Raw genomic sequence first — 23205 nt, 5'->3', positions numbered from 1 at the left:
ATTCATTCAATGATTGGATGAATTTAACCATTGTCAAAAAGACGCGGTCGGCGGGAGGGGCATGAAGGCGGCGCGGCGGGTGTCCGGCCGCCCGCTTTACCAGCTGCCCGAGGCGCCGCCGCCGCTGCTCGAACCGCCGCTGTCCGAGGAGGACGAAGACGACGACGAGGAAGAGGACGAGGAACTGCTGCTCCAGCCGCTGTCCCCATCGTCGTCGCTGCTGCCCGATTCCCAGACGCCGGGCGGCAGGAAGCCGATCAGCATCGAGAAGAACGCCGCCAGCGCAATGGGAATCCACGAGGTGTCCGGCACCGGGCCGGGCGAGGTGATGTGGAACACGTAGCCGCAGATGCCCGCCACGATGGCCAGGCGCACGAGGAAGCTGACCACGCTGCGCTGGAAGGTGTTGACCATGCAGCGCACGATGATCACCGCGAACAGCGTCACGCCGCCGATGCACAGCGCCCACAAAAAGCCCCACCAGAAGCGGTCGGCGCCGACCGTCCACGCAATGGCGACCAGCGACGCGATCACGAGCACGAAGCCGCCCATGAAGATGGCGGCTGTGCGCGACATGCCGCAGAGAAAGCCCAGGCCGTAGCCGAAGATCGCCGGCATCGCCAGCACCAGCGCGATGGCCGGGTTCAGCAGCGCCGCGCCGGCCGCCAGCGGGCCAGCCCCGAGCAGGCCGAGCACCAGGCGCAGGTCGCGTGGGGCAGGGCGCGCACGCGCCGGTTCGGGCTTCATTGCCGCCAGGGCGTCGGCCCAGGGTTCGGGGCGCGCGCTGCCCTTGCGTTGGCCCTTGCGTTTTTTCTCCTCGGCACGCCGCGAGGCCGAGCTGCCGCGCGACGCGTCGCGCGGGACGCCGCGGCCGTGGTAGATGCCCAGGCCCAGGCCCCACAGCACCACGCCCAGCAGGCCCCAGCCTTCGGGCGTGACGTGGCCGCCGCGCGTCAGGCTGGTGACCTTCTCGTCGTCGGGTGCGGCGGCGTGGTCCACGACGATCTGCTGCGACTCGGGCGCGACAACGCCCACCTCGCCGTCGAGCAGCCGCGCGAGCGCGCCCACGGCTGCCTGCACGCCGCCGGCGAAGTCGCCCTCGCGAAAGCGCGGCACCATCTCGCGGTCGATGATGCGGGCCGCCTGGATGTCGGTCACCGTGCCTTCGAGCCCGGTGCCGACCTCGATGCGCATGCGGCGGTCTTTCTGCGCCACGAGCAGCAGGATGCCGTCGTCGGCGTCGCTGCGGCCCAGCCGCCACTTCGCGAACACGCGCGTGGCGTAGCTCTCGATGGTGTCCTCGCCCGTGGTCGGCACGATGAGCACCGCGAGCTGGGCCTGGGTGCGGCTCTGGATGTCGGCGATCTGCGCGCGCAGCGCCTCGGCCTCGCCGGCCGGCAGCGCCTGCGCGAGGTCGACCACGCGCGAGCTCATCGGCGGCACAGGCACGGGCTTGGCCTGCGCGGCGCGCGGGCCGGCCAGGCACAGCACCAGCAGCAGGCCCAGGCACAGCGACAGCCAGCGAGGCATCGACAGCGACACGCGCACCGGCGCGTTCATCGGCGCGCGCCCTTGGCCGCCACCACGCCCGCGCCGCGCACCTCCACCCGGCGCTGGTCGACCACCTTGCCGCTGGCGTCCACCAGCTCGATCAGGTGCCGGCCCGGCCACGGCAGCCACTGCGCGCTGTTGCCGCGCGCGTGGAACTTGCCGTCGATGCGCCACTGCACGCCGCGCCCTTCGGATTCGAAGCGCACGCGCTGGCGCTGCGGCGGAATGTCCGGGTCGAGCGCCAGGATCGTGCCGTCGGACGGCGCCGTGATGCGCGCCGAGGCGGCGTCGCTCGCCATGCCGGTGTCGAGCGCGAACAGCGGCTGCTCGGTGCCCTGCAAGAACCATTCGCTGCGCGCCGCTTCGAGTGGGCTGCCGTCGGCGCCCGGGCCGAAGCTCACGCGCGCCTCGACCAGCCCGGCGGGCGGCGCGGGCGCGCGGCTGGGTTCGCGCGCGTGCAGGAAGCGCATCACCTCGGCCCACACGGGCGCGGCGCCGCTGGTGCCGCTCACGTCCCACATCGAGGCGCCGCTGGCGTTGCCGACCCACACGCCGACCGTGTAGCGCTGCGACCAGCCCACGGCCCAGTTGTCGCGCATGTCCTTGCTGGTGCCGGTCTTCACGGCGGTCCAGAAGCGGGTCGAGAGGATGCTGTCCAGGCCGAAGGTGCGCGTGCGCGCGTTCGGGTCGGAAAGGATGTCGCTGACGATGAAGGCGGCGCGCGGGTCGAGCAGCGGCACGGCTTCGGCAGGCTTCTGCTTGCCGGCCGGGGCGGGTGGGCGCGGTGTGAGCGTGGTCGCGCCGAAGCGCCCGCCGTTGGCCATCATGCGGTAGGCATTGGCCAGCGACAGCAGCGACACCTCGGCGCTGCCGAGTGCCAGGCTGTAGCCGTAGTAGTCGCCGCTCTCGCGCAGCGGCAGGCCGGCGGCGCGCAGCTCGCGCGCAAAGGCTTCGGGTGACACCATCACCAGCGTGCGCACGGCCGGCACGTTGAGCGAGGCGGCCAGCGCGGTGCGCGCCGACACCGGGCCCTTGAAGCGGCGGTCGTAGTTCTGCGGAATGTAGAGGCCGCTGGCGGTGCTGATCTGCGCCGACGAATCCTCGATCAGCGAGGCCGCCGTGATGCGCTTCTCGGCCAGGGCCTGCGCGTACAGCAGCGGCTTGAGCGTGGAGCCGGGCTGGCGCAGCGCGGTCACGCCGTCGACCTCGGCGGCCTGGCTCAGCGGGCCCGAGGAGCCGACCCAGGCCAGCACCTCGCCGCTCGCGTTGTCGAGCACCACGAGCGCGCCGTCTTCCACGTGGCGGTCGCGCAGCTCGCGCAGGTGGCGCTGCAGGCTGTCGAGCGCGTAGCGCTGCAGCGGCGCGCGCAGGGTGGTGCGCACGCTCGTGGGCGCGGTGGACTTGTCGTTCCCCGCATCGCGCAGTTCACGCAGCACCCGCCGCGCGGCATGCGGCGCGATGCCTTCGTTGGGCTCGAACGCACGCCGCTGCACCACGGCGCTGGTGAACATGTCGAGCGCCTCGCAGTCGGTCTTGGCGCCGGGCTCCATCACGCGCAGCACCTCGCAGGCGCGCTGCGCCACCAGGGCGGGGCGGGCGTTGGGCGCGCGCACCAGCGCGGCGGCCACGGCGGCTTCGCGCGCGTCGAGCCCGCTCGGGGCCTTGCTGAAGAGCGTGCGCGAGAGCGCGTCGATGCCGACGATCTCGCCGCGGAAGGGCACCGTGTTCAGGTAGGCCTCGAGGATCTGGTCCTTGCGCCAGCGGCGCTCCAGCTGCGTGGCGGCCACGGTCTGGCCGATCTTCTGCGTGAAGCTGCGCCCGCCCGCCGCGCGGCGCAGGTCGTCGTCGAGCAGGCCCGCCAGCTGCATGGTGATGGTCGAGGCGCCGCGCGTGCGCGTGTTCCACAGGTTGCCCCAGGCGGCGGCCGAGGCGGCGCGCCAGTCGACGCCGCTGTGTTCGTAGAAGCGCTTGTCCTCGCTCAGCACCATGGCCGCGCGCAGCGCGGGCGACACGTCGGCCAGCGCGGTCCACTGGCCGCGCCGCACCGTGGGGTCGGTGCGCACGCGCTGCAGCAGCTCGCCCTGGCGGTCGAGCACGGCAGTTTCGGAGGAGCGGAAGTCGCGCTTCACCTCCTCGAAGCTGGCCAGCGCCCAGGCGGAGGGTGCAGCGGCTGCCGTCAGCAGGACCACGACCAGGGTGTGCCGGGCGGTGGAAGAAAACGAGAACGCAAGAGGCATCGCAGCAGACGGGGCCGCGGGGCGGCAGGCAAAGCGGAGACGGCCCATTCTCCGCCATGCCTTGCGGGGCTCGCCCGCAGCGTCGTCAGGTGCCAACGTACGCCGCGAGGTGCTGGCCGGTGAGCGTGGCGCGCTTGGCGACCAGGTCGGCCGGCGTGCCCTCGAAGACCACGCGCCCGCCGTCGTGGCCGGCGCCGGGGCCCAGGTCGATGATCCAGTCGGCGTGCGCCATCACCGCCTGGTGATGCTCGATGACGATGACCGACTTGCCCGCATCCACCAGCCGGTCGAGCAGGGCCAGCAGCTGCGCCACGTCGGCCAGGTGCAGGCCGGTGGTCGGCTCGTCGAGCACGTACACGCCGCCTTTCTCGGCCATGTGCGTGGCCAGCTTGAGCCGCTGGCGCTCGCCGCCCGACAGCGTGGTGAGCGGCTGGCCCAGGCTCAGGTAGCCCAGGCCCACGTCGGCCAGCCGTTGCAGGATGGCGTGCGCGGCCGGCGTGCGCGCCGGGCCCTCGCCGAAGAAGGCCGTGGCCTCGGTCACCGGCATCGCGAGCACCTCGCTGATGTCGCGCCCACCGAAGCGGTGCTCGAGCACCGAGGCGTGGAAGCGCTTGCCCTCGCACTCTTCGCAAATGGTGGCCACGCCGGCCATCATCGCCAGGTCGGTGTAGATCACGCCCGCGCCGTTGCAGGTGGGGCAGGCACCCTCGGAGTTGGCACTGAACAGGGCCGGCTTCACACCGTTGGCCTTGGCGAAGGCGTTGCGGATCGGGTCGAGCAGGCCGGTGTAGGTGGCCGGGTTGCTGCGCCGCGAGCCGCGGATCGCGCCCTGATCGACCGCCACCACGCCCGTGCCGGCGGGAATCGATCCGTGCACCAGCGAACTCTTGCCCGAGCCCGCCACGCCGGTCACGACCACCAGCACACCGAGCGGAATGTCGACATCGACATTGCGCAGGTTGTGCGCCTTGGCGCCGCGGATCGGCAGCGCGCCGGTGGGTTGGCGCAGCTTCTTCTTGAGCGCAGCCCGGTCGTCCAGGTGCCGGCCCGTGAGCGTGCCGCTGGTGCGCAGCGCTTCCACGCTGCCCTCGAAGCAGACCGTGCCGCCCGCCGATCCCGCGCCCGGGCCGAGGTCGACGACGTGGTCGGCGATGGCGATGGCCTCGGGCTTGTGTTCCACCACCAGCACCGTGTTGCCCTTGTCGCGCAGGCGCAGCAGCAGCTCGTTCATGCGCTGGATGTCGTGCGGGTGCAGGCCGATGGTCGGCTCGTCGAAGACGTAGGTCACGTCGGTGAGCGAGGAGCCGAGGTGGCGGATCATCTTCACGCGCTGCGCCTCGCCGCCCGAGAGCGTGCCCGAGGGGCGGTCCAGGCTGAGGTAGCCGAGGCCGATTTCGACGAAGGAATCGAGCGTGTGCGCCAGCTTGGCCAGCAGCGGCGCCACCGAGGGCTCGTTCAGGCCGCCGACCCACGCGGCGAGGTCGCTGATCTGCATCGCGCAGGCCTCGGCGATGTTGAGCTTCTTGATGCGCGACGAACGCGCCGCTTCGCTCAGCCGCGTGCCTTCGCATTCGGGGCAGGTGGTGAAGGTCACGGCGCGTTCCACGAAGGCGCGGATGTGCGGCTGCATCGCCTCCACGTCCTTGGCCAGGAACGACTTCTGCACCTGCGGAATGAGGCCCTGGTAGGTGAGGTTGATGCCGTCGATCTTGATCTTGGTCGGCTCCTTGTGGAGCAGGGTGTCGAGCTCCTTCTTGGTGAACTTGCGGATCGGCTTGTCGGGGTCGAAGAAGCCGCAGCCGTTGAAGATGCGGCCGTACCAGCCTTCCATGCTGAAGCCCGGGATGGTGAGCGCGCCTTCATTGAGCGACTTGCTGTCGTCGTAGAAGGCGCTCAGGTCGAAGTCGGTGACCGCGCCCCGGCCTTCGCAGCGCGGGCACATGCCGCCGGTGCGGCTGAAGGTCTGCTTCACCGTCTTGCTGGCGCCGCGCTCCACCGTGATGGCGCCGGTGGCCTTCACCGAAGGCACGTTGAACGCGAAGGCGCTGGGCGAGCCGATGTGCGGCTTGCCCAGGCGGCTGAAGAGAATGCGCAGCATCGCGTTGGCGTCGGTGGCGGTGCCGACGGTGGAGCGCGGGTCGCCGCCCATGCGTTCCTGGTCCACGATGATCGCGGTGGTGAGGCCGTCGAGCACGTCGACCTCGGGCCGCGCCAGCGTCGGCATGAAGCCCTGCACGAAGGCGCTGTAGGTCTCGTTGATGAGCCGTTGCGACTCGGCCGCGATGGTGCCGAACACCAGCGAGCTCTTGCCCGAGCCCGAGACGCCCGTGAACACCGTGAGCCGGCGCTTGGGCAGCTCGACGCTGATGTCCTTCAGGTTGTTCACGCGCGCGCCCTGCACGCGGATGAGGTCGTGGTGGTCGGCGGCGTGCCTGTTCTGCGTGTTTTTCGCTTCCTTCTTCGGGGCCTTGCTGCTCATCGGGTGTTTCTCTGGAAGGGACACGGGGCCGCCGCGGCGGCGGCGCCCGTGCAGGAGGTCAGGGGGCTGCGGCGCCGGCGGGCCGGCTCAGCGCGTCTGCTTGATGCGGATCAGGTTGCCCGCCGGGTCGCGCACCGCGCAGTCGCGCACGCCATAGGGCTGATCGGTGGGCTCTTGCACGATCTCGGTGTTGCGGCCCTGCAGCCGCTCGAAGGTGCCGGCCAGGTCGGGCGTGGCCAGCAGCAGCGAGGCGAAGGTGCCCTTGGCCATCATCTCGGCGATGGTGCGGCGTTCGTCGTCGGTGAGCCCGGGCGTGGCGGCCGGCGGGTACAGCACGATGGAGGTGGCGGGCTGGCCGGCCGGGCCGACCGTGATCCAGTGCATGCCGCCGTAGGCGACGTCGTTGCGCACCTCGAAGCCGAGGGTGTCGCGGTAGAAGGCCAGCGAGGCCTGCGGGTCGGTGTGCGGAAGAAAGCTCGAGTGGATGCTGAGGTTCATGGTGACGAGGGTCCGAAGTGTGTACGGGCCGTCATGCTAGGTGCGACTCGGGGTTTCGCGCTTCTCGATTCCTGATCGGGCGCGTCACTTGTTTGGCGACGCACGCCGGCATGCCCGCCGTCGCCTGCGCCGCCTCGCGCCGGTAGACGCCGGGCGACACGCCCACCAGCTCGGTGAAGCGTGTGGTGAAGGTGCCCAGCGAGGCGCAGCCGACCTCGAAGCAGACCTCGGTCACGCTCAGGTCGCCGCGGCGCAGCAGCGCCATCGCGCGCTCGATGCGCCGCGTCATCAGGTAGGCGTAGGGCGACTCGCCATAGGCCAGGCGGAACTGACGGCTGAGGTGGCCGGCCGACATGTTCGCGTCGCGCGCGAGCGCTTCCACGTCCAGCGGCTGCGCGTGCTCGCGGTCGATGCGGTCGCGCACGCGGCGCAGCCGTGCGAGGTCGGGCAGAGAGGGCTGGGGCTGCGTGGCGGTCATCGGCGGGATCGTGCCACGTCGCTACGACGTGCTCAAGCGCAGGCAAAGGTTCCACATCCGGTAACGAACTTCACACAAGCGCCTGCATCTGGACACCCGATGCGCACGCGGCGGGGCTTCAATACGGTACGGGCTCGCAGGAGGCGGGCCCGACCGTACAGCCCCACCCAAGGAGAACTCCGCATGACGAAAACACTCGCGCTTCTGCTGGCCGCCTCGGCCATCCTGGCCGGTTGCGTGGTCGCACCCTACGACCGGGGCCCGCCCCCGCGCGGCCACGGCTACGACCGCGACCGCGACGGCGTGCCCAACCGCTACGACCGTGACCGCGACAACGACGGCGTGCCCAATCGCTACGACCGCCGGCCGAACAACCCCTACCGCTACTGACACCGGGGCCGAAGGCCCCCAAAGAAAAAGACCGCGAGGCGCGCAGCCCCGCGGTCTTTTTTCTTGTGCGCGTGTGGATGTGCTCAGGTGGTGCGGCGCGCCATCAGCGCCCACAGGCCGGCCGCGCTCAGCAGCGAGCCACCAGCGAGGTGGAAGCGCCGCTGCGCGCGCGGCGAGGCGAGCAGCCGGCCGGCCGAACTCGCGAACACCGCATAGAGCGTGGCGTTGAGCGTGGCCAGCGCCACGAAGGTCAGGGCCAGCACCCACAGCTGGTGCGACACGTCGGCGCCCGGGCGGATGAACTGCGGCAGGAAGGCCACGAAGAACACGATGCCCTTGGGGTTCAGGGCCGTCACCAGGTAGGTGTTGGCGAACAGGCGCCAGCGCGAGGCCGGTGCGACCGGCGCGGCGATCTCGGTGGACGAGATGCCCGCGCGCAGCAGCTTGATGCCCAGGTACAGCAGGTACAGGCCGCCGACCCACTTCACCACCGTGAACCAGAACGCCGACGCGGCCAGCAGCGCGCCCAGGCCCAGCAGCGACACCACCAGCGCGGTCGAATCACCCAGCGCCACGGCGGCCACCAACGGCACGTTGGCGCGGCGGCCGTGCGACATCGAATAGCTGATCACCGTGAGGATGGTCGGCCCCGGAATGATCAACAGCAGCGCCGAAGTGGCGACGAAGGCGAGCCAGAGTTCGATGGGCATGGGTGTTCCTGAAAGAGGGAAGGATAGAGGGAAGGGCGGCGCGCCGTTCAGCGCGGGAACGAAGTCTTTTTCATGCGTCCGAGGTCGAAGCAGGTGCGCCGAAACGCAGCGCGGACCGCGCCTTGGCACGCTCGGCCTCGATGGCCCGGTCACGCGGCTCGGCCGTGGTCACCAGCGATTCGATCAGCCGCGCGGCCGTGGCGGCCACCTCGTCGACGGCACGCTCGAACGCCTGCTCGTTGGCGCGCGAGGGCACGCTGAAGCCGCTGAGCTTGCGCACGAACTGCAGGGCGGCGGCGCGGATCTCCTGCTCGGTGGCAGGGGGCTCGAAGTTGTAGAGGGTCTTGATGCTGCGGCACATGGCGAATGCTCCGGTCAGGCGCGGCGCAAGGGCCGCGCGGCCAGTCTAGCGAAATCGCGTTTTCTTGCGCACCCGCCGGGGAAGGCCTGCTGGAGGCCCGGCCCCCCCGTTCAGCTGCCTTCGTAGAAGAACTCTTCGCGCACGATCTTGCCGTCCTTGACGGTGTACAGCGCCATCTCTTCCATCGTGAAGCGCTGGCCCGTGGGCTTCATGGTCACGTCGAAGCGAAAGCCGACGATGAAACGGTCGTCGTGCGGCCAGGGGCCGGCCACCTGGAACGAATGCACCTCGTGGTTGGCGACCCACCATTCGCCCTTGGCGCGGATGGCCGACAGGCCCACCGACTCGCGCGACATGCCGGGCGGCGCGCTGGCCTCGACGCTGACGGCCTCCGGCGCGTAGAGCGCCTGGGCTTCATCGAATGTCCCTGCTTTGCACAGCGCCACGAGCTTGGCGGCGATTTCCTGGGTGTTCATGCGTTTCTCCAGTGAGTTGGGGGGATGACGGGAGGCGCAGTGTAGGCCCGCGCACCGTGCGTCGTCGACAGATGTTCAACGCGCTGGTTCGTTGAGCGCGCGCAGGCTGTCGACGCCCTCCGGCGAGAGCCACAGCAGTGTGTTCAGGTAGGTCTCGATGCGGTCGACCAGTGCGCTGCGCGGGCCCTCGCGCCATTCGGTGGAACCGTAGAACGCCGCCTGCTCGGCCTCCAGCGCCTCGCGGCTCGCGTAGGCGCGCACGAGGTGGTAGCTCTCTTCCTCGTGGTCCGACTTGCCGTAGCTCACCACGTCCATGCCCTTGCCGCGCAGCATGGGCACCGCGCGCTCATGCATCGCGCGGTGAAAGTCGTCGAGGGTGCCGGGCTTGAGGCGGTAGGTGCGGATTTCGAGCAGGCGGGTCATGAGGCGTCTTTCGCTGCAGCGTGAGTTACGCGTAGAGAAACGTAACCACCGTGAAATACAGAACCAGGAGACATGCCAGGATGCCCTTGGCGTTCTTCGTGACGAAATCAATGTAGCGTGACATGGCCTCGTCCGTGAGCCGAGCCTGCAGCGCATGTTCTGCAGGCAGAACAGCACGCAGCAGATAGCCGCCGAAGAAGATGATGGCCACGAGCACGACCATGAGGAGCAGTGGCAGAAGGAGGAACATGAGGGCTTGAGCGTATTCCGCTGGTTTCTACAGCCGGTCGTCAGAGGTCGACGAAGTCATCGGGCATTGCGGCGTGCGTAGCGACACAGTACCGCACGATGCTCTCGCGTGGAATGTCCCGGGAGAACAGGACTTCTGATTCCAGCTCGAATGTCGGGACCGTCTTCCCTCAGGACACCACGTCAATTCCGCCTCGAGACTTGATCTTGTAGAAAAAACCCCGTCCGTTCAATGCATGGTCAAGTGCAATTTCAAAACGTGTGGATGTGCATCACGTAGATGCTCGCACCCGTCTCTCGCATTGGAATTCGTCGTGGATATCGACCACTATCCCTCGCGGTGCTTGCTCAAGCAGGCCTTGATACTCGTCTCTTCGCGATTGAACTTCACGACGCCACTGTAGTCCGATGTGTCGAGTTGGAAGCGACCGTCGTCGCGGACATAGGCGACCAGAAACTGCGAAGCGGCGACGACAAGGTCCACGCGGTAGCCGTCGGCGCGTTTCGTCTGCCGAACGTGTGGCAGCAGGATGTTTTCCGAGGGGGAGGCCATCGCATCGTTGACGCAATCCACCATTGCTGCCTGCTCCGACTTTCGATAGCGGCCATCCACGATGGTCCGAAACTTCGACGGAGTCGCGACGGTGTTTACGCTCGTGGTGAACTCCCCGGTCGACACGGTGGTACAGCCAGACAAAAGGGCCACGATGGTGAGGGAGGCGGCAAGTTTCACAGGTTCCTTCGCTTGATTGCTGGACGTTGGTACTTCATGCCTGGAAGAGGGCGTCGAGTACGCATTTCTGACGTTGCTCAGTCTACCCACGTGCCGACGGCGGCAACGAGCACTTTGAGCTTCCGGCGAATTGGATCGTGAGTGGGGCAGGGGCGTGAATCACTGTTGCTCTTGTCGAGACCTCAAGAGCCAATCATTGCGGTAGTCCAGCTGACAATGCTGCCGCGGCTGTTGAGCGGCGCGTGTCTGGGGAGCAGCAGATCAGGCTTCCTTCATCGGAACTGCGCTCGGCATCGCTAGGACGGTTGCGTACGGAGTACGCAAGAGCTGATGTTGGGGCGCTTCGGACAGGCATGTTTGTCGGCTTGAGACAGTGAACCCGCTCAGCACGGTGGTGCGCACGCTGTCGTCGCACATGGGGCGCCACATCACGACGATCATTGCGGCCGCGGACCCCGACACCGAGCTGTCGAAGGCCCTTCGCAACCACTTCATCCTGTCGCGCCGCGACGAAGGGCGGGTGCTGTTGCAGCAAGCGGCCGAGGCGGGCGAGATCCGGCCGGATGCCGACCTCGAGATCGTGCTCGATCAGACTTACGGGCCGTTGTTCTTCAGGCCGCTGATGGGGCACGCGCCGCTCGATGCGGGCTTGGCACGAGCCCCGCGAGCGGCAAGCGCAAGCCCGCAACGCGTGCGTCACGGAACAAGGCGGCCTGAAGCGGTGGAGGTGTCGGTGGGCTGAAGCAGGTCCCACTTGTTGCCGCAAAGATCGAGGAAGACGGCAACCGTACCGTGCGGCTCGTGGCGTGGCGCTTCGAGAAAGCGCACGCCGTGGGATGTCATGTGTTCGTGATCGGACGCGAAGTCCGTGGTGTGCAGGAACAGGAACACGCGTCCGCCGGCCTGCTTGCCGACGCTGGCGCTCTGCTCGTCGGTCACGGCCTTGGCCAGCAGCAGCGCGGTGCCGGCATTGCCGGTGTTGCGTGCTGGCGCAACCACCACCCAGCGCTTGCCCGGACCGCGCGGCGTGTCTTCGACCAACTCGAAGCGCAGCGCCTCAGTGAAGAAGCGGATGGCTTCGTCGTAGTCGTGGACGAGGAGGGTGACGGTGGCGAGTTGGCGGGTCATGGGAGGCGTTTGCGTTGCGCTGTCGTGTGTGCTGGCGCTGTCGTCCGCGACCGCGACGCAGCGCGCCAGCAGGGCGGCCTCGCGCACCTCTTCGGTGGTGTTCACCTGGAACACGTTCTTGCCGCAATCGCTGCAATACCGGACGCCGGGCGTGGCGGTGGCTTCGAGTGCGTCCCAGGGCTTGGGGCATGAGAGCGATCCGTCGTGCCCGCTTCCCGGCGGCGCCTGTGGATCGACTGGCGCGCGACCGATGCGGATCGACTTCTTCATGGGGGCGCTGGGCGGTGGGTGCCGAGGATGTACTGCGCGACCCATTCCGCCTGTTCCGGTGTATCGGGCATGTCGACGCCCCGGGAGCGGCTCAGCAGGTGGAAGATGTTCTGGCGCGGAACACCGAGCCCGTGCAGCAGGCTGCCCGCGATGAGGCCCGTGCGGCCGATGCCGGCGCGGCAGTGGATGGCGATGGCCTTTCCGCTCGCCAGTTCGGCGCCCAGTTCGGCAATGAAGGCCGCCGCGTCCTGCTGCGATGCCGGCAGGCCCCGGTCCGGAATCGGGAAATGCCGGAACACGATGCCATGTTCGGCGCACAGCGCAGGCTCTTCCCGGAGTTCAAGTGCCCTGATTTCCTGCGCCTCGAGCAGGGAGACCACCATGTCCAGCGAGGCACGCTGCCAGGACGCCACCTCGGCGCGCAGCTGGTCGCCGCCGCGCGGGCGTGCCATCAGGCCCAGCCGATGCGGCGGTATGTCGCGGACCCAGTGGATGGTGGTCTCGAACATGGTCTGCGGACCTTACAGCCGATCGATCAGCCGCATCGCCCTCAGGTGAAAACGATCGCCGTCTTGTGCGCGATGCTCAGCCGCGCCGATTCGTACAGCAGCAGCCACGATTCGATCTCCCGGTAGAGGCCTTCGTCCTCGCCCATGCTGTCGCTGAGCCGCGCGGCTTCCTCGTCCGACAGCTCGCCGTCCGAAAGCGTGATGCCGAGGGCGGGCGCCACCAGCACCAGTTCTTCGAGCAGGCGGTACGACGAGCCGAGCATGCCGCCGGGCAGGTCGGTCTCGTCTTCCCCGGCAAAGATCACTTCGTCGAAGTCGACCGGCAGGTAGAAACCTTCCGCGTCGGAGTGGCACAGCAAGTGGCTTTCGAACATGCCGGCCACGTCTTCGAGCGTCTCGTCTTCCGTGGGGTCGGCGTCCTCCGGCAGGGGCGTGGCGATCCAGTCGGGCGTCGTCACGCGGTGCGCGTAGGCGCGGCGCAGGTAGTGGATGAACGAATAGGGCAGGCCGTCGAGCGGCGCGCGGGATTCGAGCGGCGGCAGCGTGCGAGGCTCCACGTGCGGCGGCAGGCCGGCTTCGGCGAGCTTGCGGTTCGCGGCGGCGAAATCTGCCTCGAAGTGTTCGACGCTCTCGGGATCGTTCTCGATCAGGTCGGCGAGGATGCCGACGCAAATGGCCAGGCCCATGGGGTTCTCCAGGTTGTGGGTTCGCGCGATGGTGATGAACGCAGATGAAGGCGGGATGACCGGCGGGTTTCAGTGCCCGCCGGTGATCTGTTTCACTTGGCCTTCGCCCTGATGGGGCGTCGGAATGCTTACTGGAGTACGCAGGACCAGTCTACGGCTGGCGTGTTGGCTGCGACGTAGTTCTTCACCGTGACGACGGGTGCCACATAAAGATCGGCTTGGCGCGAAACCAGGTAGTCGGCGATCTGCGTGTAGGCCGACTGGCTGATCGAGTAGCCGTCACCGGTGTCGCCCAGCGAATGGAAGACGAGGACTGTCCAGGTGCCCTTGGCAATGCCGTTGTCGATCGCCTGCTTGGCGGTGCTGACTGCGATCGCGTCGCTTCCTGCGATCGAAAGTCCGCTGATGTTGAAGCGGCGCCGAACCACCGCGCTCGGCTGGTTTTCTCCGGAACCCAACCCGCGCGCGCCTGTAACCGACGAGGCCAGCAGGCCTGCATATTCGCAGGCACCGACCTGTGTGCTTTGACCGCTCGCCTGTGACCCGACCACATAGTTGCCTTGCGGGTACGCGTAGGTGTGATCGGCGGGCGTCATGCCGTAGATGTTGCTCAAGAGCCACCATTCCATGTTGCCGACTTCACCAGCGACTTCCTGCCACGTCTTCGTTGCCAGGATCTGGTCGCTCCAGTGGGTATACGAGTGGTTTCCCACCTCGTGCCCGCGCTGGTAGACCTGTGCCCATTGCCCCGCATTGGCCGGGACCGAGGACAAGCCCATCGCGGTCAGATAGAAGGTCCCCTTGAGTCCTCTGGCATCCAGGATGGCGGCCTGCGTGAGTTGACTGGGCCATCCATCATCGGCCGTGATGCTGACGGCGCTCTTCTTGTTCGCCGGCCATTGAAACGCCATCGCAGTGCCGGAGAAAAGAACAGCCAGCGCGAGTAGCGATTTGACGGGGACTTTCATTCTCAGAACCTTTCAACAGAGGATTGATTCCTCAGGGACACGAACTGGCGGACGACCTGAGGACCCCTCTGGATTTCTTGCTTCTTGAGCCTCACTTCGCCGCCTCCACCTTCACCCGCGCATTCGGCGTCTCGCCGAACATCTCGGGCGCGTACATCGCTTCCACGCGGCTGGGCGGCAGCGCGAAGTCGCCGACGTTGTTCAGGCGCACGGTGTATTCCATCTTCACGACGCCCTTGGGCAGGTACTCGTAGTAGCTGCGGAAGGCCTCGAAACTGCGCTCTTCGAACGCCGGCCAGCCGGCGCCGCTCTTCTTCTCGCCCTGCGTGGCGATCTGCGAGTCGCGGCCCAGGCCGCTGCCCAGGATGGTGGCGCCGCCCGGGACCGGGTCGGTGATCACGACCCAGGTCATGTCGGTGCTGGCGTTGACCTCGATGCTCACGCGCAGCACGTCGCCGCGCGTGTACTTGCCGGCCACGGCCTGCTCGACCGGCGTGACGGTCTTCTTCAGCGCGTAGCCCGCCGCGAACGGCGCCTTCAGCTGCACGGCGGCCAGCGACTGCAGCGTGAGCCACGGCTTGCCGGTGCCCTGCTGCGTGACCAGGAGCGTGTCGCGCACGGGCGCACCCGTGGGCGATGCGGACCAGGGCAGGAACATCGTGTTGTTGCGCAGGTTGCCCGGCGAAGCGGGCGCGCCGAACATGGTGGTCTGGTTCGGGGCGCCGGTCGCGTCGCTGGCCTTCACGCGCTCCACCTTGCTCCAGTCGACCTGCGCCTTCACCGCGCCCAGCGTGGCGGCGGTGACGCCGGCCACCGGCGTGCTCTCGAACACCTTGCTGAACTTCTCCAGCGCCAGCCCGCCCCACAGGTTGGCGGTGGTGGTGTGCCAGGCGCCGTTCTGCTGGCGGCCGATGAAGCCGTTGGCGAGCTTGCCGATGTCGTCCTTCCAGGCCGGGTCGTCCATCACCGTGAGCAGCAGGCGCGCGGTGTTGACGTCGCCGTTGGTCATGAGCCACCACCAGTAGTCGTCCTGCTCGGTGCTGAAGATGAGCTTGGTGCCCTGGTAGGACAGGCGCGCCTTCAGCACGTTGTTGGCTTCGTCCAGGCGCTGCTGGCGCTGCGGCACGTCGTTCACGCGCTTGAGGATGCTGACCCAGTCGATCACCGCGCTGGTGGGCCACTGGTTCGGCGCGATGGTGATGCTGCCGAGCATGCTGCCCTTGGCCTTGCCGTAGCGCGAGAGCGCTTCGAGCGCGGCGAGCTTGCGCACGTCCAGGTCCTTGCGCGGGCTCCAGAACTCGCGCGTGACGCGGCCTTCGACGAACGCGATCAGGCCCGATTCCATCGGTGCGCGCGCGTCGTCGGCGAGCGCGAAGGCCGGGTTGAGCTGGGCTGCTTCGTGCGTGGCCGCGAGCAGGTACGACGTGAGGATGTCGCTGCCGCGGTTGGCTTCGCCGTCGCGCGGCGGGAAGTAGCTGGCCAGGCCGTCGCTGTCCAGGTAGGTCGGCAGCGTGGCCAGCACGCCCTGCCACATCTTCGCGTCGCGCAGGCCGACCGCCTTGCTGGTCTTCTGCTCGAGGCAGCTGAAGGGGTAGTTGGCGAACCAGTCGCGCACGCCCGGCAGGCCTTCGGCCAGCTTGGGCTGCAGCGACATCTTCAGGCCGCCGCGGCCGGGCAGGGCGTCGGCGGGCGGCGCCACGTCGAGCGTGAACGGCCCGTCGACCTGCACCAGCGTGGCCTGCTGCACCGTGAGCGGCACGGCGGGCACGATGCGCTGGCGCACCTTGAGTGCGTCGCGCGCGCCACCGACCGTGTCTTTCGCCTCGATCTCCCACAGGATCGCTTCGGCGCGCGTCTGCGCGAGCTGCGCGGGCGCGGTCACGTTCCAGGCCACTTCACGCGATTCGCCCGCCGGAATGTCCACGGTCTGCGTTTCGAGCGTGAGCAGCGTGGCGCGCGGCGTGGCTTCCACCTTCATCGGTTTCTGCGTGGTGTTGCGCAAGGTGATCTGCGCGCGGAACTGGTCGTCCTCGCGCACCAGCGGCGGCAGGCCGCTGATGATCTGCAAATCTTGCGTGGCCTGGATGCTGGCCTGGCCGGTGCCGAACAGGCTGGTGCCCGCATCGGCCACGGCCACGATCTTGAAGGTGGTGAGTGCGTCGTTGAGCGGCACCGTCACCACGGCCTGGCCGTTGGCGTCGAGCACGATCTTCGGGTTCCACACGAGCAGGGTGTCGAGCAGTTCGCGCGTCTGGCCCTTGCCGCCGCCGCCGCCCGCGGGCACGGCCTTGCGCCCGTAGTGGCGCCGGCCGACGATTTCCATCTGCGCGGTGGAGGTGCTCACGCCCCAGCTGCGCCGCTGCAGCATCGCGTTGAGCAGGTTCCAGCTGTCGTTGGGCATGAGCTCCAGCAGGGCCTGGTCGACCGCGGCCAGCGCCACTTCGGCGCCGGCGGCCGGCTTGCCGTCGGGCAGCTTGGCGGTGATGGTGACCTGCGCCTTGCTGCGGATCGGGTAGCTGGGCTTGTCGCTGGTGACGGTCACGTCGATCTGGTGCGCGCGCGTGCCGACGCGGATCTCGGCCATGCCCAGGCGGTAGGCGGGCTTGCTCAGGTCGACCATCGCGGTGGGCGCGACGTATTCCTTGCCCTCGTACCAGAAGGCGGTCCACCACTCGCGCGGCGCCTTGAAGCCCCAGGTGAAGAAGCTGTACCACGGCACTTCGCGCAGGCGCCCGCGCAGCGCGAGCACGCTCACGTAGGCGTTCGGGCCCCACTCGGGCTTGACCTGCAGGCTGACCGTCGGGTCCTTGCCGTCAAGCTGCACCACGTGCGTCTCGATGATGCCTTCGCGCTCCACGGCCACGAGCGCGGTGGCAAAGCGGAACGGGCTGCGCACCTGGAACTTGGCGACCTCGCCGGGCTGGTAGCTCTTCTTCTCGGGCAGCACGTCGATGCGGTCGTTGTCCTCGCCGCCGAACCACAGTTCGCCCTGCTTGGTCACGTAGACCGAGCTCACGGCGCTGGCGCTGCGGCCGTCGCTGTCGGTGGCACTGGCCACCAGCTCGACCTCGCCGGCTTCCTTCAGCTCCGACTCGCAGAGCAGCAGGCCGCGCGAATCGCTCTTGCCGGAGCAGACGGTGCCGATGTCCTTCGTTTCGGTCTTGTTGTCGTAGGTGTAGAAGCCGCCCACCATGCGCTTGCGGCTGGTGGTGGTGATGCGCGCCACGGCGCGCACATTGAGCGTCACGCCGGCCTGGGGCTTGCCCGTGAGGTCGAGCGCAAGCGCCTGGAACTTGAGCTTCTGGCTGGTCGAGACCCAGCCCTCGGTCTTGATGCCGGCGATGACCGACGCGGGCCACAGCGTCTGCGTGCTGCGAATGGTCTGCACCTCGCCGTTCGGGTCGGCGTAGGTGGCTTCGAGCAGCAGCTCGCGCGCCGCCTTCACCTTGGGCACCTTGTCGATCGTGACCTTGCCGGCGCCGTCCTTGTTCAGCGTGAGCGGCAGCTTGTCGGCGATCACGCGGGTGTCGTTCACGCTGTTGAGGTCTTCCTCGCCGGCGCTGGTGTCGGCCGCGGTGGCGGCTTCGCTGCCGTCGCCGGAAGCGCGCGGCGGGTTGAAGCTGAAGGCGTCGTAGTCGGAAAAGCTCAGGCCCTTGCCGCGCACCATGGCCGACACGCGCACCGGCAGGTTGGCGGCGCCGCCGCCGGCCACGTAGTTGATCTGCACGTCGGTGGGCACGCTCGTGGCGGCCACCAGCGGCTTCTTCTCGGTGGGCGCGATGCGGCCTTCGAGCACGGGCAGGCGGAACTCCTCGACGCGGAAGATGCCGGTCGAGTAGGTGCGGTTGTTGCCTTCGTCGCTGGTGCCGTCGCCGCTGCGCAGCTCGACCTGGTACACGCCGAGCTTGGCGGCCGGCGGAATGGCAAAGCTGTTCTCTGCGCTCAGGCCGCCGGTGGCGGTCTTGCGCCAGGCCAGCGGCTGGGTGAAGCGCTGGCCGCTGCCCATGTGGGTGACGACCAGCGTGTCGGGCCGGTCTGCCGGCAGGCCGAAGCCCTTGCTGGTCTGGGTGCGCAGCAGGCTCTTCATCGACACCGTCTCGCCGGCGCGCAGCAGCGTGCGGTCGAAGATGGTGTGGGCGATGCCGTCGGGGCGCACGTCCAGGCTGGTGGGCACGTTGAAGCGCCAGGGCTCGATGCCGCGCTGCCAGTCGCTCCAGGTGAAGGCCAGGTCTTCCACGCCCTTGTCGTCCTTGGCGCGCGCGCTCACGAACCAGGCACTGGTCTCGTACTCGTTCGGGCCGTTGCAGCTCGGTGCATCGGGCGACACGCCGTTGAGCATCACGATGCCGCTGGCGTCGGTGGTGCCGGTGGCCACGGCCTTGCCGTCGCAGCTGGACACGCGCACTTCGGCGCCCGCCACCACCTTGCCCTTGTCGAGCGTGGTGACCCAGGCCATGGAGTTCTCGCGGCCCAGCTTGAAGTGCACCGCCAGGTTGGTGGCCAGCGCGGTGGTGCGCACGTACATCGTGCGCCCGGCGTTGTAGCGTTCGTCGAGCAGGGCTTCGCCGAGTTTCTGCGAGGCGATCTCCAGCACGTGGAAGCCCGGCGTGAGCGGGATGCCGACCACTTCGAAGGGGCGCGGGTCGCCGCTCTCGGCCTTGGGCATGTCCAGGGCCTTCACGCCCGGCTGGCCGCCGAGCAGCGACACCATGCGCGTCTGCACGTGCGAGCGTTCGTTCTTGTCGATCACCGGGGGCAGGGCGCCCTTCACGTCGCGGCGCGCGGTGTCGCGGCTGACTGTGTAGTTGTCGTAGCGGCGCACCTTGCGGTACCACGCGATGATCTCGGCGTCGGTCTTGGGGTTGAGGTCGCTCACCTTGCCGGGCGTGAGCGCCTGCACCATCAGCTGAGGCTCCACGCGGCGCACCGTGACCGGCATCATGGCCGGGGTGCCGGGCTCGGCCAGGCGCTCGATCACGCCGAAGGGCGAGGCCGCGAACTTGGCCAGCGGCGGCATCGCGCCGGTCGCCACCTTCAGCGGAAAGCTGCCGGGCGTGCCCAGCGGGCGACCCGAGGCGTCCTGGAAGCCGGAAGGCAACTCGATGCTGAACTGCGTGCTCTCGGCCAGCGGCGGGCCGAAGCTCGCGCTGTTGACCACGTCGTCGTCGTTCTGCGAGCCGCCGCCGCTTTCGAGCGTGGCCTTGATCGTCTTGCCGTCGCCCTTGAGCACGATCTGCGAGGCCACCTTGCGCGTCACCGGCGCGTTGAACTGCAGCTGCATCGGGCGCAGCGGCAGGCAGGCGGCCTGCGCGTTCTCGCGCTCGCAGGTGAAGGACACGGCGAAGGGTTCGCGCACCTGGTAGTCGAAACGGCGTTCCACGTTGTTGGCGACGCCCGACGGCGTGGCCACGCCCTTGCCGTAGACGACCTGCACCTTGGCGCCGGGCGTGAGCGTGCGGTTGCACTGCATCGTGATGAAGCGCAGCGGGTCTTTCGCGGCTTCCTTCTCACGATGGAAGGCCTTGAGCAGTTCGGTGCGCGCCTCGCCCTCGAGCAGCTTGGCCGGAATGCGTTCGCCGACACCGTCGGCCGCGCACCAGACGTTCTGGCGCACGCTGTCGATGGTGGCCGCGCCGTTGAGCTCGAGCACGAACATCTGCTGCTCGTCGATGCGGGCGTAGGTGCCCGGCATGTAGTTGCGCACGAACGGGCCGCCGCTATTGAATTGATAGCGTTCGGGGCCGGTCAGCTCGCCGCCGCCGGCCGGCTTGAAGGTGGGAACGCGGGTGACCGAGCAGCGCACGCCGGGCGGCAGGTCGTTCTCGAAGTCGTAGACCCAGGCCTTGGCGTCGGTCCAGCGGCCGGTGCCCTTGCCGGCCTGCGCGTCCGAGCAGCTCACGGTGAGCGGCGCGGGCGCCTTGGGGTCGCCGAAGTTGACCGCCGCCTGATCGAATTTGGCGACGACCTGGCGCACGCGCGCCACTTCGCCCTGCGGGGTCAGGCTGGTGATCTGAAGTGCAAAGCCCGGGCCCGCCGCGAGCGCGCCGGCGGCCAGTAGCAATGTCGGAATGAAACGGTTCACGGAGTTCTCCACCTTGAGGCAGCGCGCAGCGTAGCCGATTTGCATGGCGCTTCGGGAGTGCCAAGGGTCATAGGCCGTCCGTGTTTGAAGCGCGCGTTCGGTCGACGTACGCCGGTCTTCTTACAATCGCTGACGTCGTGCGTGCGCTGCGCAGACCGCCACCAAGACCTCGCCGCCGACCGAATGAAACGCTACTGGGAAATAGACGCCTTGCGCGGGCTGATGCTCGTGCTGATGACCGTCACCCACCTGCCCACGCGGCTGACCGATCCACTGGGTCAGCCTTTCGGCTTCGTGTCGGCCGCCGAGGGCTTCGTGCTGCTGTCGGCCTTCGTGGCGGGGCTGGTCTACAGCCGCATCGGCCACGTGCGCGGGGTCGACTCGATGCGCCAGGCCTTCTGGCGGCGTGTGCTCAAGGTCTACCTGTGCCAGGCGGCGATCCTGCTGTTCCTGTTCACCGTGATCGCCGCGCTCGGCGTGCACATCGACCAGCCGGCGGTCAAGAACCTCGTGTCGTACTACCTGGCCGAGCCGCGCGACGGCTTCCTGTTCGGGCTGCTGCTGATCTACGAGCCGCCGCTGCTGGACATCCTGCCGATGTACATCTTCTTCATGCTCATGAGCCCGTGGGTGCTGGCCTTCGCCATGCGCCACGGCTGGACGCTCGTGATGGTGGCCAGCGCCACGGTCTGGGCGATGGCGCAGTTCGGGCTCAGCGAATGGGTCTACGGGCTGGCGGTGCGCTACCTCGGCGTGCCGGTGCCGTTCCACGAGATGGGCGCCTTCAACACCTACGCCTGGCAGTTCCTGTGGTTCGCGGGCCTGTGCCTGGGTGCCAGCCGCAACGCGCCCGAGGCCCGGCCGCTGCGCTTTCCGGCCTGGCTGCTGGTGCTGGCGGCGGGCATCGCGCTGTACGGTTTTTACTGGCGCCACACCGGCATCAACGGCCAGGCGCCGTTCGGCGGCGATGTGGAAATGAACCTGCTGTTCGACAAGTGGCAGCTCGGCCCGCTGCGGATCGTGAACCTGGTGGCGCTGGGCATCCTGGCGGTGCGCTTCGGGCCCTGGCTCATGCGCAAGATCCCGCGCCTGCACTGGCTCGAAGCCATGGGCTCGGCCTCGCTGCCGGTGTTCTGCGCGCACCTCGTGGCGGTGCTGCTGGTGCTGGCCTTCTACGGCGACAACCAGATGGCGCGGCCCTGGTGGGGCGACGGCCTGCTGCTGGCGGCGGTGTTCGCGGGGATGTACTTCGTGGCACGCTTCACGCGCGGCGCCGACGTGCCGCCGCCGGCGGACGATGTGCCTTCGGAGCCGGCGCCGGCGTAGGTGTCTGCAGGGAGCACCGCTCGTTTTTTTGAGAAGAGGGGGAGGGCGATGATCGATTCCGTTGTCTGGCAACGTGCACTGGCGGCCTGCGTGCTGGCGTGGGGTGCGGCGGCGCATTCGGCCTTGCCGCAAGCAGCGCAACAGGACGTGCAACGGCGGCTGGATTGCTACGGCGCCGCCAACCCATCGGCCTGCGAAATCACGCTGGCCGACAGCGGCACCCCGTTCGGACGCGTGTTCCGCGGCTCGGCGCTCATGATGGGCGTGGAGGTCGATGCCGCGACCCGTGCGCGCGCGATGGAAGACCTTCGCTCGGCGGCAGCGGAAGGCTATACGCCGGCCTATGAATCTCTCGCGGTCTTTCTCAGGCGCGGTGCTGGCCGAAGCGAGAGCCTGCAATGGCGCTGGCTGGCCGCTGAGCACGGCCACGCCGCTGCGGCGAAACATCTGGGCGGAAGCATCGACTTCGACGGGACAGACCGCCAATCGGCGGCCGACCGGATGTTCCTGTCGTGGGTCCACTGCCATCCGGCCTCCTTCGACAGCGACGGTCCCGCGATGAGCGAATTGAACACGGCGCGCAAGGCCTCACCGGGCACGGACCTGACGCAGGTGATCGCCCAGGTCCATGCGAAGCGGCTCAACGAAGCCAAGGCCAAGGCCGAGAACTTCCTGCACGGCTGCGTGCCGGGCGCCTACTACCTGGCCAGCCTGTCGCCCGACGACCAGGCCTGGGTGCGCAAGACGGTGCGCGCCCGCATGGCGCGGACGCTGAAGAACATCAAGGAGGCGGTGCGCAAGTTCCCCGACCTGGAGCTGCTCACGCTCCCCGAATACCAGGACCTGCTGCCGCCGCCCTGATCAGGGCGCGTTGGAAGGCGAGGTCGGCACCGCAGGCGGCATCGGAAGGTGCGGCGCCACCACCGACTGCCACAGCCGGTAGCCCTCGTCCGTCAGGTGCAGCCGGTCGCCGCGGAACAGCTCGGGGCGCGGGCGCCCGTCCGCGCCGAGCATCGGCGTGTGGATGTCGATGTACTCGCTGTTGGGCAGCAGGTTCAGGTAGGCCGAGATCACGTGGTTGGTCTCGCGGATCTGTGGCATCAGCTGCTCGCGCGACGGGCTGGGCTTGACCGAGATGAAGCTGATGCGCGCGTCGGGCAGCTCGGCGCGCACCGTGTTGGCAAAGCGCGCGAAGCTGTCGAGCACCTGCAGCGGCGTGCGGCCCTCGGCCAGGTCGTTGTCGCCCGCATAGAGCACCACCTGCCGGGGCTTGTAGCGCACCACCAGGTCGCGCGCGAACAGGGCGCAGTCGGCCAGCGTCGAGCCGCCGAAGCCGCGGTTGACGATGCCGCCCGGCACGCGGGAAAAGTCCTGCGACAGGCGCGTCCACATGCGCACCGTGGAGCTGCCCACGAACACCACGCCGCCAGGGGCCGGAAAGCGCTCCTGGTCGGCGCGCGCGAAGGCGGCCAGTTCGTTGTGCCAGCGGGCCTTGGCGGCGAGGTAGGCGGAGGTGGTGTCGGCGGCCGTGGCGCCGTCGGCTTCGTAGGGGAAGGCGGCGGCCGCGGTCTGGGCCTGGGCGGTGAAGGCGGCGGTTGCCAGCAGCAGGGCGGCGGTGGCCGCCAGCGCGGATTTCATCGAAGGCATCGGA

The 23205-nt window shown here is 68.6% G+C and carries 21 protein-coding genes; 4 read left to right on the top strand and 17 right to left on the bottom strand.

Annotated features, from left to right (window positions below; all coding sequences use genetic code 11):
* Positions 1 to 96: 96 nt before the first annotated feature.
* The 5 genes from AC07SQ_RS07165 to AC07SQ_RS07145 form a co-directional block, all read right to left on the bottom strand.
* Positions 97 to 1560, bottom strand: a complete 1464-nt coding sequence (locus AC07SQ_RS07165; protein ID WP_495273507.1) for a TPM domain-containing protein — start codon at positions 1558 to 1560, stop codon at positions 97 to 99.
* A complete protein-coding gene (gene pbpC / locus AC07SQ_RS07160) occupies positions 1557 to 3788 on the bottom strand; it encodes a penicillin-binding protein 1C (RefSeq protein ID WP_495273506.1) in 2232 nt (743 codons plus the stop codon). Before pbpC ends, AC07SQ_RS07165 begins: the two co-directional genes overlap by 4 nt.
* A gap of 85 nt (positions 3789 to 3873) precedes the next feature.
* Entirely contained in the window at positions 3874 to 6267 is a 2394-nt protein-coding gene (locus AC07SQ_RS07155) for an ATP-binding cassette domain-containing protein (RefSeq protein ID WP_495273505.1), read from the bottom strand.
* 87 nt (positions 6268 to 6354) lie between these two features.
* Positions 6355 to 6765 (bottom strand): VOC family protein, encoded by a 411-nt coding sequence (locus AC07SQ_RS07150; RefSeq protein ID WP_495273504.1) that lies wholly within the window; start codon positions 6763 to 6765, stop codon positions 6355 to 6357.
* 31 nt (positions 6766 to 6796) lie between these two features.
* Complete coding sequence (locus tag AC07SQ_RS07145) at positions 6797 to 7243, bottom strand: helix-turn-helix transcriptional regulator (protein WP_095746499.1); 447 nt, start codon at positions 7241 to 7243, stop codon at positions 6797 to 6799.
* A gap of 183 nt (positions 7244 to 7426) precedes the next feature.
* Between AC07SQ_RS07145 and AC07SQ_RS07140 the strand changes: the two genes are divergently transcribed.
* Entirely contained in the window at positions 7427 to 7633 is a 207-nt protein-coding gene (locus tag AC07SQ_RS07140) for a hypothetical protein (RefSeq protein WP_062474353.1), read from the top strand.
* A gap of 83 nt (positions 7634 to 7716) precedes the next feature.
* On the opposite strand, the gene AC07SQ_RS07135 is transcribed toward AC07SQ_RS07140, so the two are convergent.
* The 6 genes from AC07SQ_RS07135 to AC07SQ_RS07110 form a co-directional block, all read right to left on the bottom strand.
* The gene (locus tag AC07SQ_RS07135; protein ID WP_495273503.1) at positions 7717 to 8343 is read right to left on the bottom strand and encodes a LysE family translocator; all 627 of its coding nucleotides are present in this window, start codon (positions 8341 to 8343) and stop codon (positions 7717 to 7719) included.
* A 70-nt stretch (positions 8344 to 8413) separates the two neighbouring features.
* Complete coding sequence (locus tag AC07SQ_RS07130; RefSeq protein ID WP_070062202.1) at positions 8414 to 8704, bottom strand: DUF2277 domain-containing protein; 291 nt, start codon at positions 8702 to 8704, stop codon at positions 8414 to 8416.
* Between the two features lie 110 nt (positions 8705 to 8814).
* Complete coding sequence (locus tag AC07SQ_RS07125; protein WP_070062203.1) at positions 8815 to 9180, bottom strand: nuclear transport factor 2 family protein; 366 nt, start codon at positions 9178 to 9180, stop codon at positions 8815 to 8817.
* A gap of 75 nt (positions 9181 to 9255) precedes the next feature.
* Complete coding sequence (locus AC07SQ_RS07120; RefSeq protein WP_495268211.1) at positions 9256 to 9603, bottom strand: NIPSNAP family protein; 348 nt, start codon at positions 9601 to 9603, stop codon at positions 9256 to 9258.
* 25 nt (positions 9604 to 9628) lie between these two features.
* The gene (locus tag AC07SQ_RS07115) at positions 9629 to 9853 is read right to left on the bottom strand and encodes a hypothetical protein (RefSeq protein WP_492740603.1); all 225 of its coding nucleotides are present in this window, start codon (positions 9851 to 9853) and stop codon (positions 9629 to 9631) included.
* 327 nt (positions 9854 to 10180) lie between these two features.
* On the bottom strand, positions 10181 to 10585 hold the full coding sequence (locus AC07SQ_RS07110; RefSeq protein ID WP_390341839.1) for a hypothetical protein: 405 nt from the start codon (positions 10583 to 10585) through the stop codon (positions 10181 to 10183).
* 373 nt (positions 10586 to 10958) lie between these two features.
* Between AC07SQ_RS07110 and AC07SQ_RS07105 the strand changes: the two genes are divergently transcribed.
* Positions 10959 to 11327 (top strand): TetR-like C-terminal domain-containing protein, encoded by a 369-nt coding sequence (locus AC07SQ_RS07105; protein ID WP_495273502.1) that lies wholly within the window; start codon positions 10959 to 10961, stop codon positions 11325 to 11327.
* Here AC07SQ_RS07105 and AC07SQ_RS07100 read toward each other — a convergent pair.
* The 5 genes from AC07SQ_RS07100 to AC07SQ_RS07080 form a co-directional block, all read right to left on the bottom strand.
* Positions 11282 to 11983, bottom strand: a complete 702-nt coding sequence (locus tag AC07SQ_RS07100; RefSeq protein ID WP_495273501.1) for a VOC family protein — start codon at positions 11981 to 11983, stop codon at positions 11282 to 11284. The genes AC07SQ_RS07105 and AC07SQ_RS07100 overlap by 46 nt on opposite strands.
* A complete protein-coding gene (locus tag AC07SQ_RS07095; RefSeq protein ID WP_495273500.1) occupies positions 11980 to 12492 on the bottom strand; it encodes a phosphatase domain-containing putative toxin in 513 nt (170 codons plus the stop codon). The genes AC07SQ_RS07100 and AC07SQ_RS07095 overlap by 4 nt, the downstream gene beginning before the upstream one ends.
* Before the next feature lie 41 nt (positions 12493 to 12533).
* Positions 12534 to 13178, bottom strand: coding sequence for a putative DNA-mimic protein (locus AC07SQ_RS07090; protein WP_495273499.1), 645 nt, complete (start codon positions 13176 to 13178; stop codon positions 12534 to 12536).
* Positions 13179 to 13306: 128 nt separating this feature from the next.
* On the bottom strand, positions 13307 to 14146 hold the full coding sequence (locus tag AC07SQ_RS07085) for a polysaccharide deacetylase family protein (protein WP_495273498.1): 840 nt from the start codon (positions 14144 to 14146) through the stop codon (positions 13307 to 13309).
* A gap of 91 nt (positions 14147 to 14237) precedes the next feature.
* Positions 14238 to 20228, bottom strand: a complete 5991-nt coding sequence (locus AC07SQ_RS07080) for an alpha-2-macroglobulin family protein (protein ID WP_495273548.1) — start codon at positions 20226 to 20228, stop codon at positions 14238 to 14240.
* Between the two features lie 183 nt (positions 20229 to 20411).
* Here AC07SQ_RS07080 and opgC point away from each other — a divergent pair, with 183 nt between their 5' ends.
* Both opgC and AC07SQ_RS07070 read left to right on the top strand, forming a co-directional pair.
* On the top strand, positions 20412 to 21554 hold the full coding sequence (gene opgC, locus AC07SQ_RS07075; protein WP_062474337.1) for an OpgC domain-containing protein: 1143 nt from the start codon (positions 20412 to 20414) through the stop codon (positions 21552 to 21554).
* Between the two features lie 48 nt (positions 21555 to 21602).
* Complete coding sequence (locus AC07SQ_RS07070) at positions 21603 to 22415, top strand: hypothetical protein (protein ID WP_495273497.1); 813 nt, start codon at positions 21603 to 21605, stop codon at positions 22413 to 22415.
* Here AC07SQ_RS07070 and AC07SQ_RS07065 read toward each other — a convergent pair whose 3' ends face one another.
* Positions 22416 to 23192: an SGNH/GDSL hydrolase family protein gene (locus AC07SQ_RS07065; protein ID WP_495273547.1), complete on the bottom strand. Its 777-nt coding sequence runs from the start codon at positions 23190 to 23192 to the stop codon at positions 22416 to 22418.
* Between the last annotated feature and the right edge of the window lie 13 nt (positions 23193 to 23205).

It is taken from the genome of Variovorax sp. GW821-FHT06D12 (genome assembly GCF_059419205.1).
This window is presented reverse-complemented; position numbering and strand designations above follow the sequence as displayed.

Bases quoted from the DNA above. Each gene is read 5' to 3' on its own strand.
- AC07SQ_RS07095 (WP_495273500.1), bottom strand. From the start codon at position 12,492: ATGTTCGAGACCACCATCCACTGGGTCCGCGACATACCGCCGCATCGG.
- AC07SQ_RS07070 (WP_495273497.1), top strand. From the start codon at position 21,603: ATGATCGATTCCGTTGTCTGGCAACGTGCACTGGCGGCCTGCGTGCTG.
- pbpC (WP_495273506.1), bottom strand. From the start codon at position 3,788: ATGCCTCTTGCGTTCTCGTTTTCTTCCACCGCCCGGCACACCCTGGTC.
- AC07SQ_RS07085 (WP_495273498.1), bottom strand. From the start codon at position 14,146: ATGAAAGTCCCCGTCAAATCGCTACTCGCGCTGGCTGTTCTTTTCTCC.
- AC07SQ_RS07130 (WP_070062202.1), bottom strand. From the start codon at position 8,704: ATGTGCCGCAGCATCAAGACCCTCTACAACTTCGAGCCCCCTGCCACC.
- AC07SQ_RS07150 (WP_495273504.1), bottom strand. From the start codon at position 6,765: ATGAACCTCAGCATCCACTCGAGCTTTCTTCCGCACACCGACCCGCAG.
- AC07SQ_RS07135 (WP_495273503.1), bottom strand. From the start codon at position 8,343: ATGCCCATCGAACTCTGGCTCGCCTTCGTCGCCACTTCGGCGCTGCTG.
- AC07SQ_RS07100 (WP_495273501.1), bottom strand. From the start codon at position 11,983: ATGAAGAAGTCGATCCGCATCGGTCGCGCGCCAGTCGATCCACAGGCG.
- AC07SQ_RS07115 (WP_492740603.1), bottom strand. From the start codon at position 9,853: ATGTTCCTCCTTCTGCCACTGCTCCTCATGGTCGTGCTCGTGGCCATC.
- AC07SQ_RS07120 (WP_495268211.1), bottom strand. From the start codon at position 9,603: ATGACCCGCCTGCTCGAAATCCGCACCTACCGCCTCAAGCCCGGCACC.
- AC07SQ_RS07090 (WP_495273499.1), bottom strand. From the start codon at position 13,178: ATGGGCCTGGCCATTTGCGTCGGCATCCTCGCCGACCTGATCGAGAAC.
- AC07SQ_RS07125 (WP_070062203.1), bottom strand. From the start codon at position 9,180: ATGAACACCCAGGAAATCGCCGCCAAGCTCGTGGCGCTGTGCAAAGCA.
- opgC (WP_062474337.1), top strand. From the start codon at position 20,412: ATGAAACGCTACTGGGAAATAGACGCCTTGCGCGGGCTGATGCTCGTG.
- AC07SQ_RS07065 (WP_495273547.1), bottom strand. From the start codon at position 23,192: ATGAAATCCGCGCTGGCGGCCACCGCCGCCCTGCTGCTGGCAACCGCC.
- AC07SQ_RS07155 (WP_495273505.1), bottom strand. From the start codon at position 6,267: ATGAGCAGCAAGGCCCCGAAGAAGGAAGCGAAAAACACGCAGAACAGG.
- AC07SQ_RS07165 (WP_495273507.1), bottom strand. From the start codon at position 1,560: ATGAACGCGCCGGTGCGCGTGTCGCTGTCGATGCCTCGCTGGCTGTCG.
- AC07SQ_RS07145 (WP_095746499.1), bottom strand. From the start codon at position 7,243: ATGACCGCCACGCAGCCCCAGCCCTCTCTGCCCGACCTCGCACGGCTG.
- AC07SQ_RS07140 (WP_062474353.1), top strand. From the start codon at position 7,427: ATGACGAAAACACTCGCGCTTCTGCTGGCCGCCTCGGCCATCCTGGCC.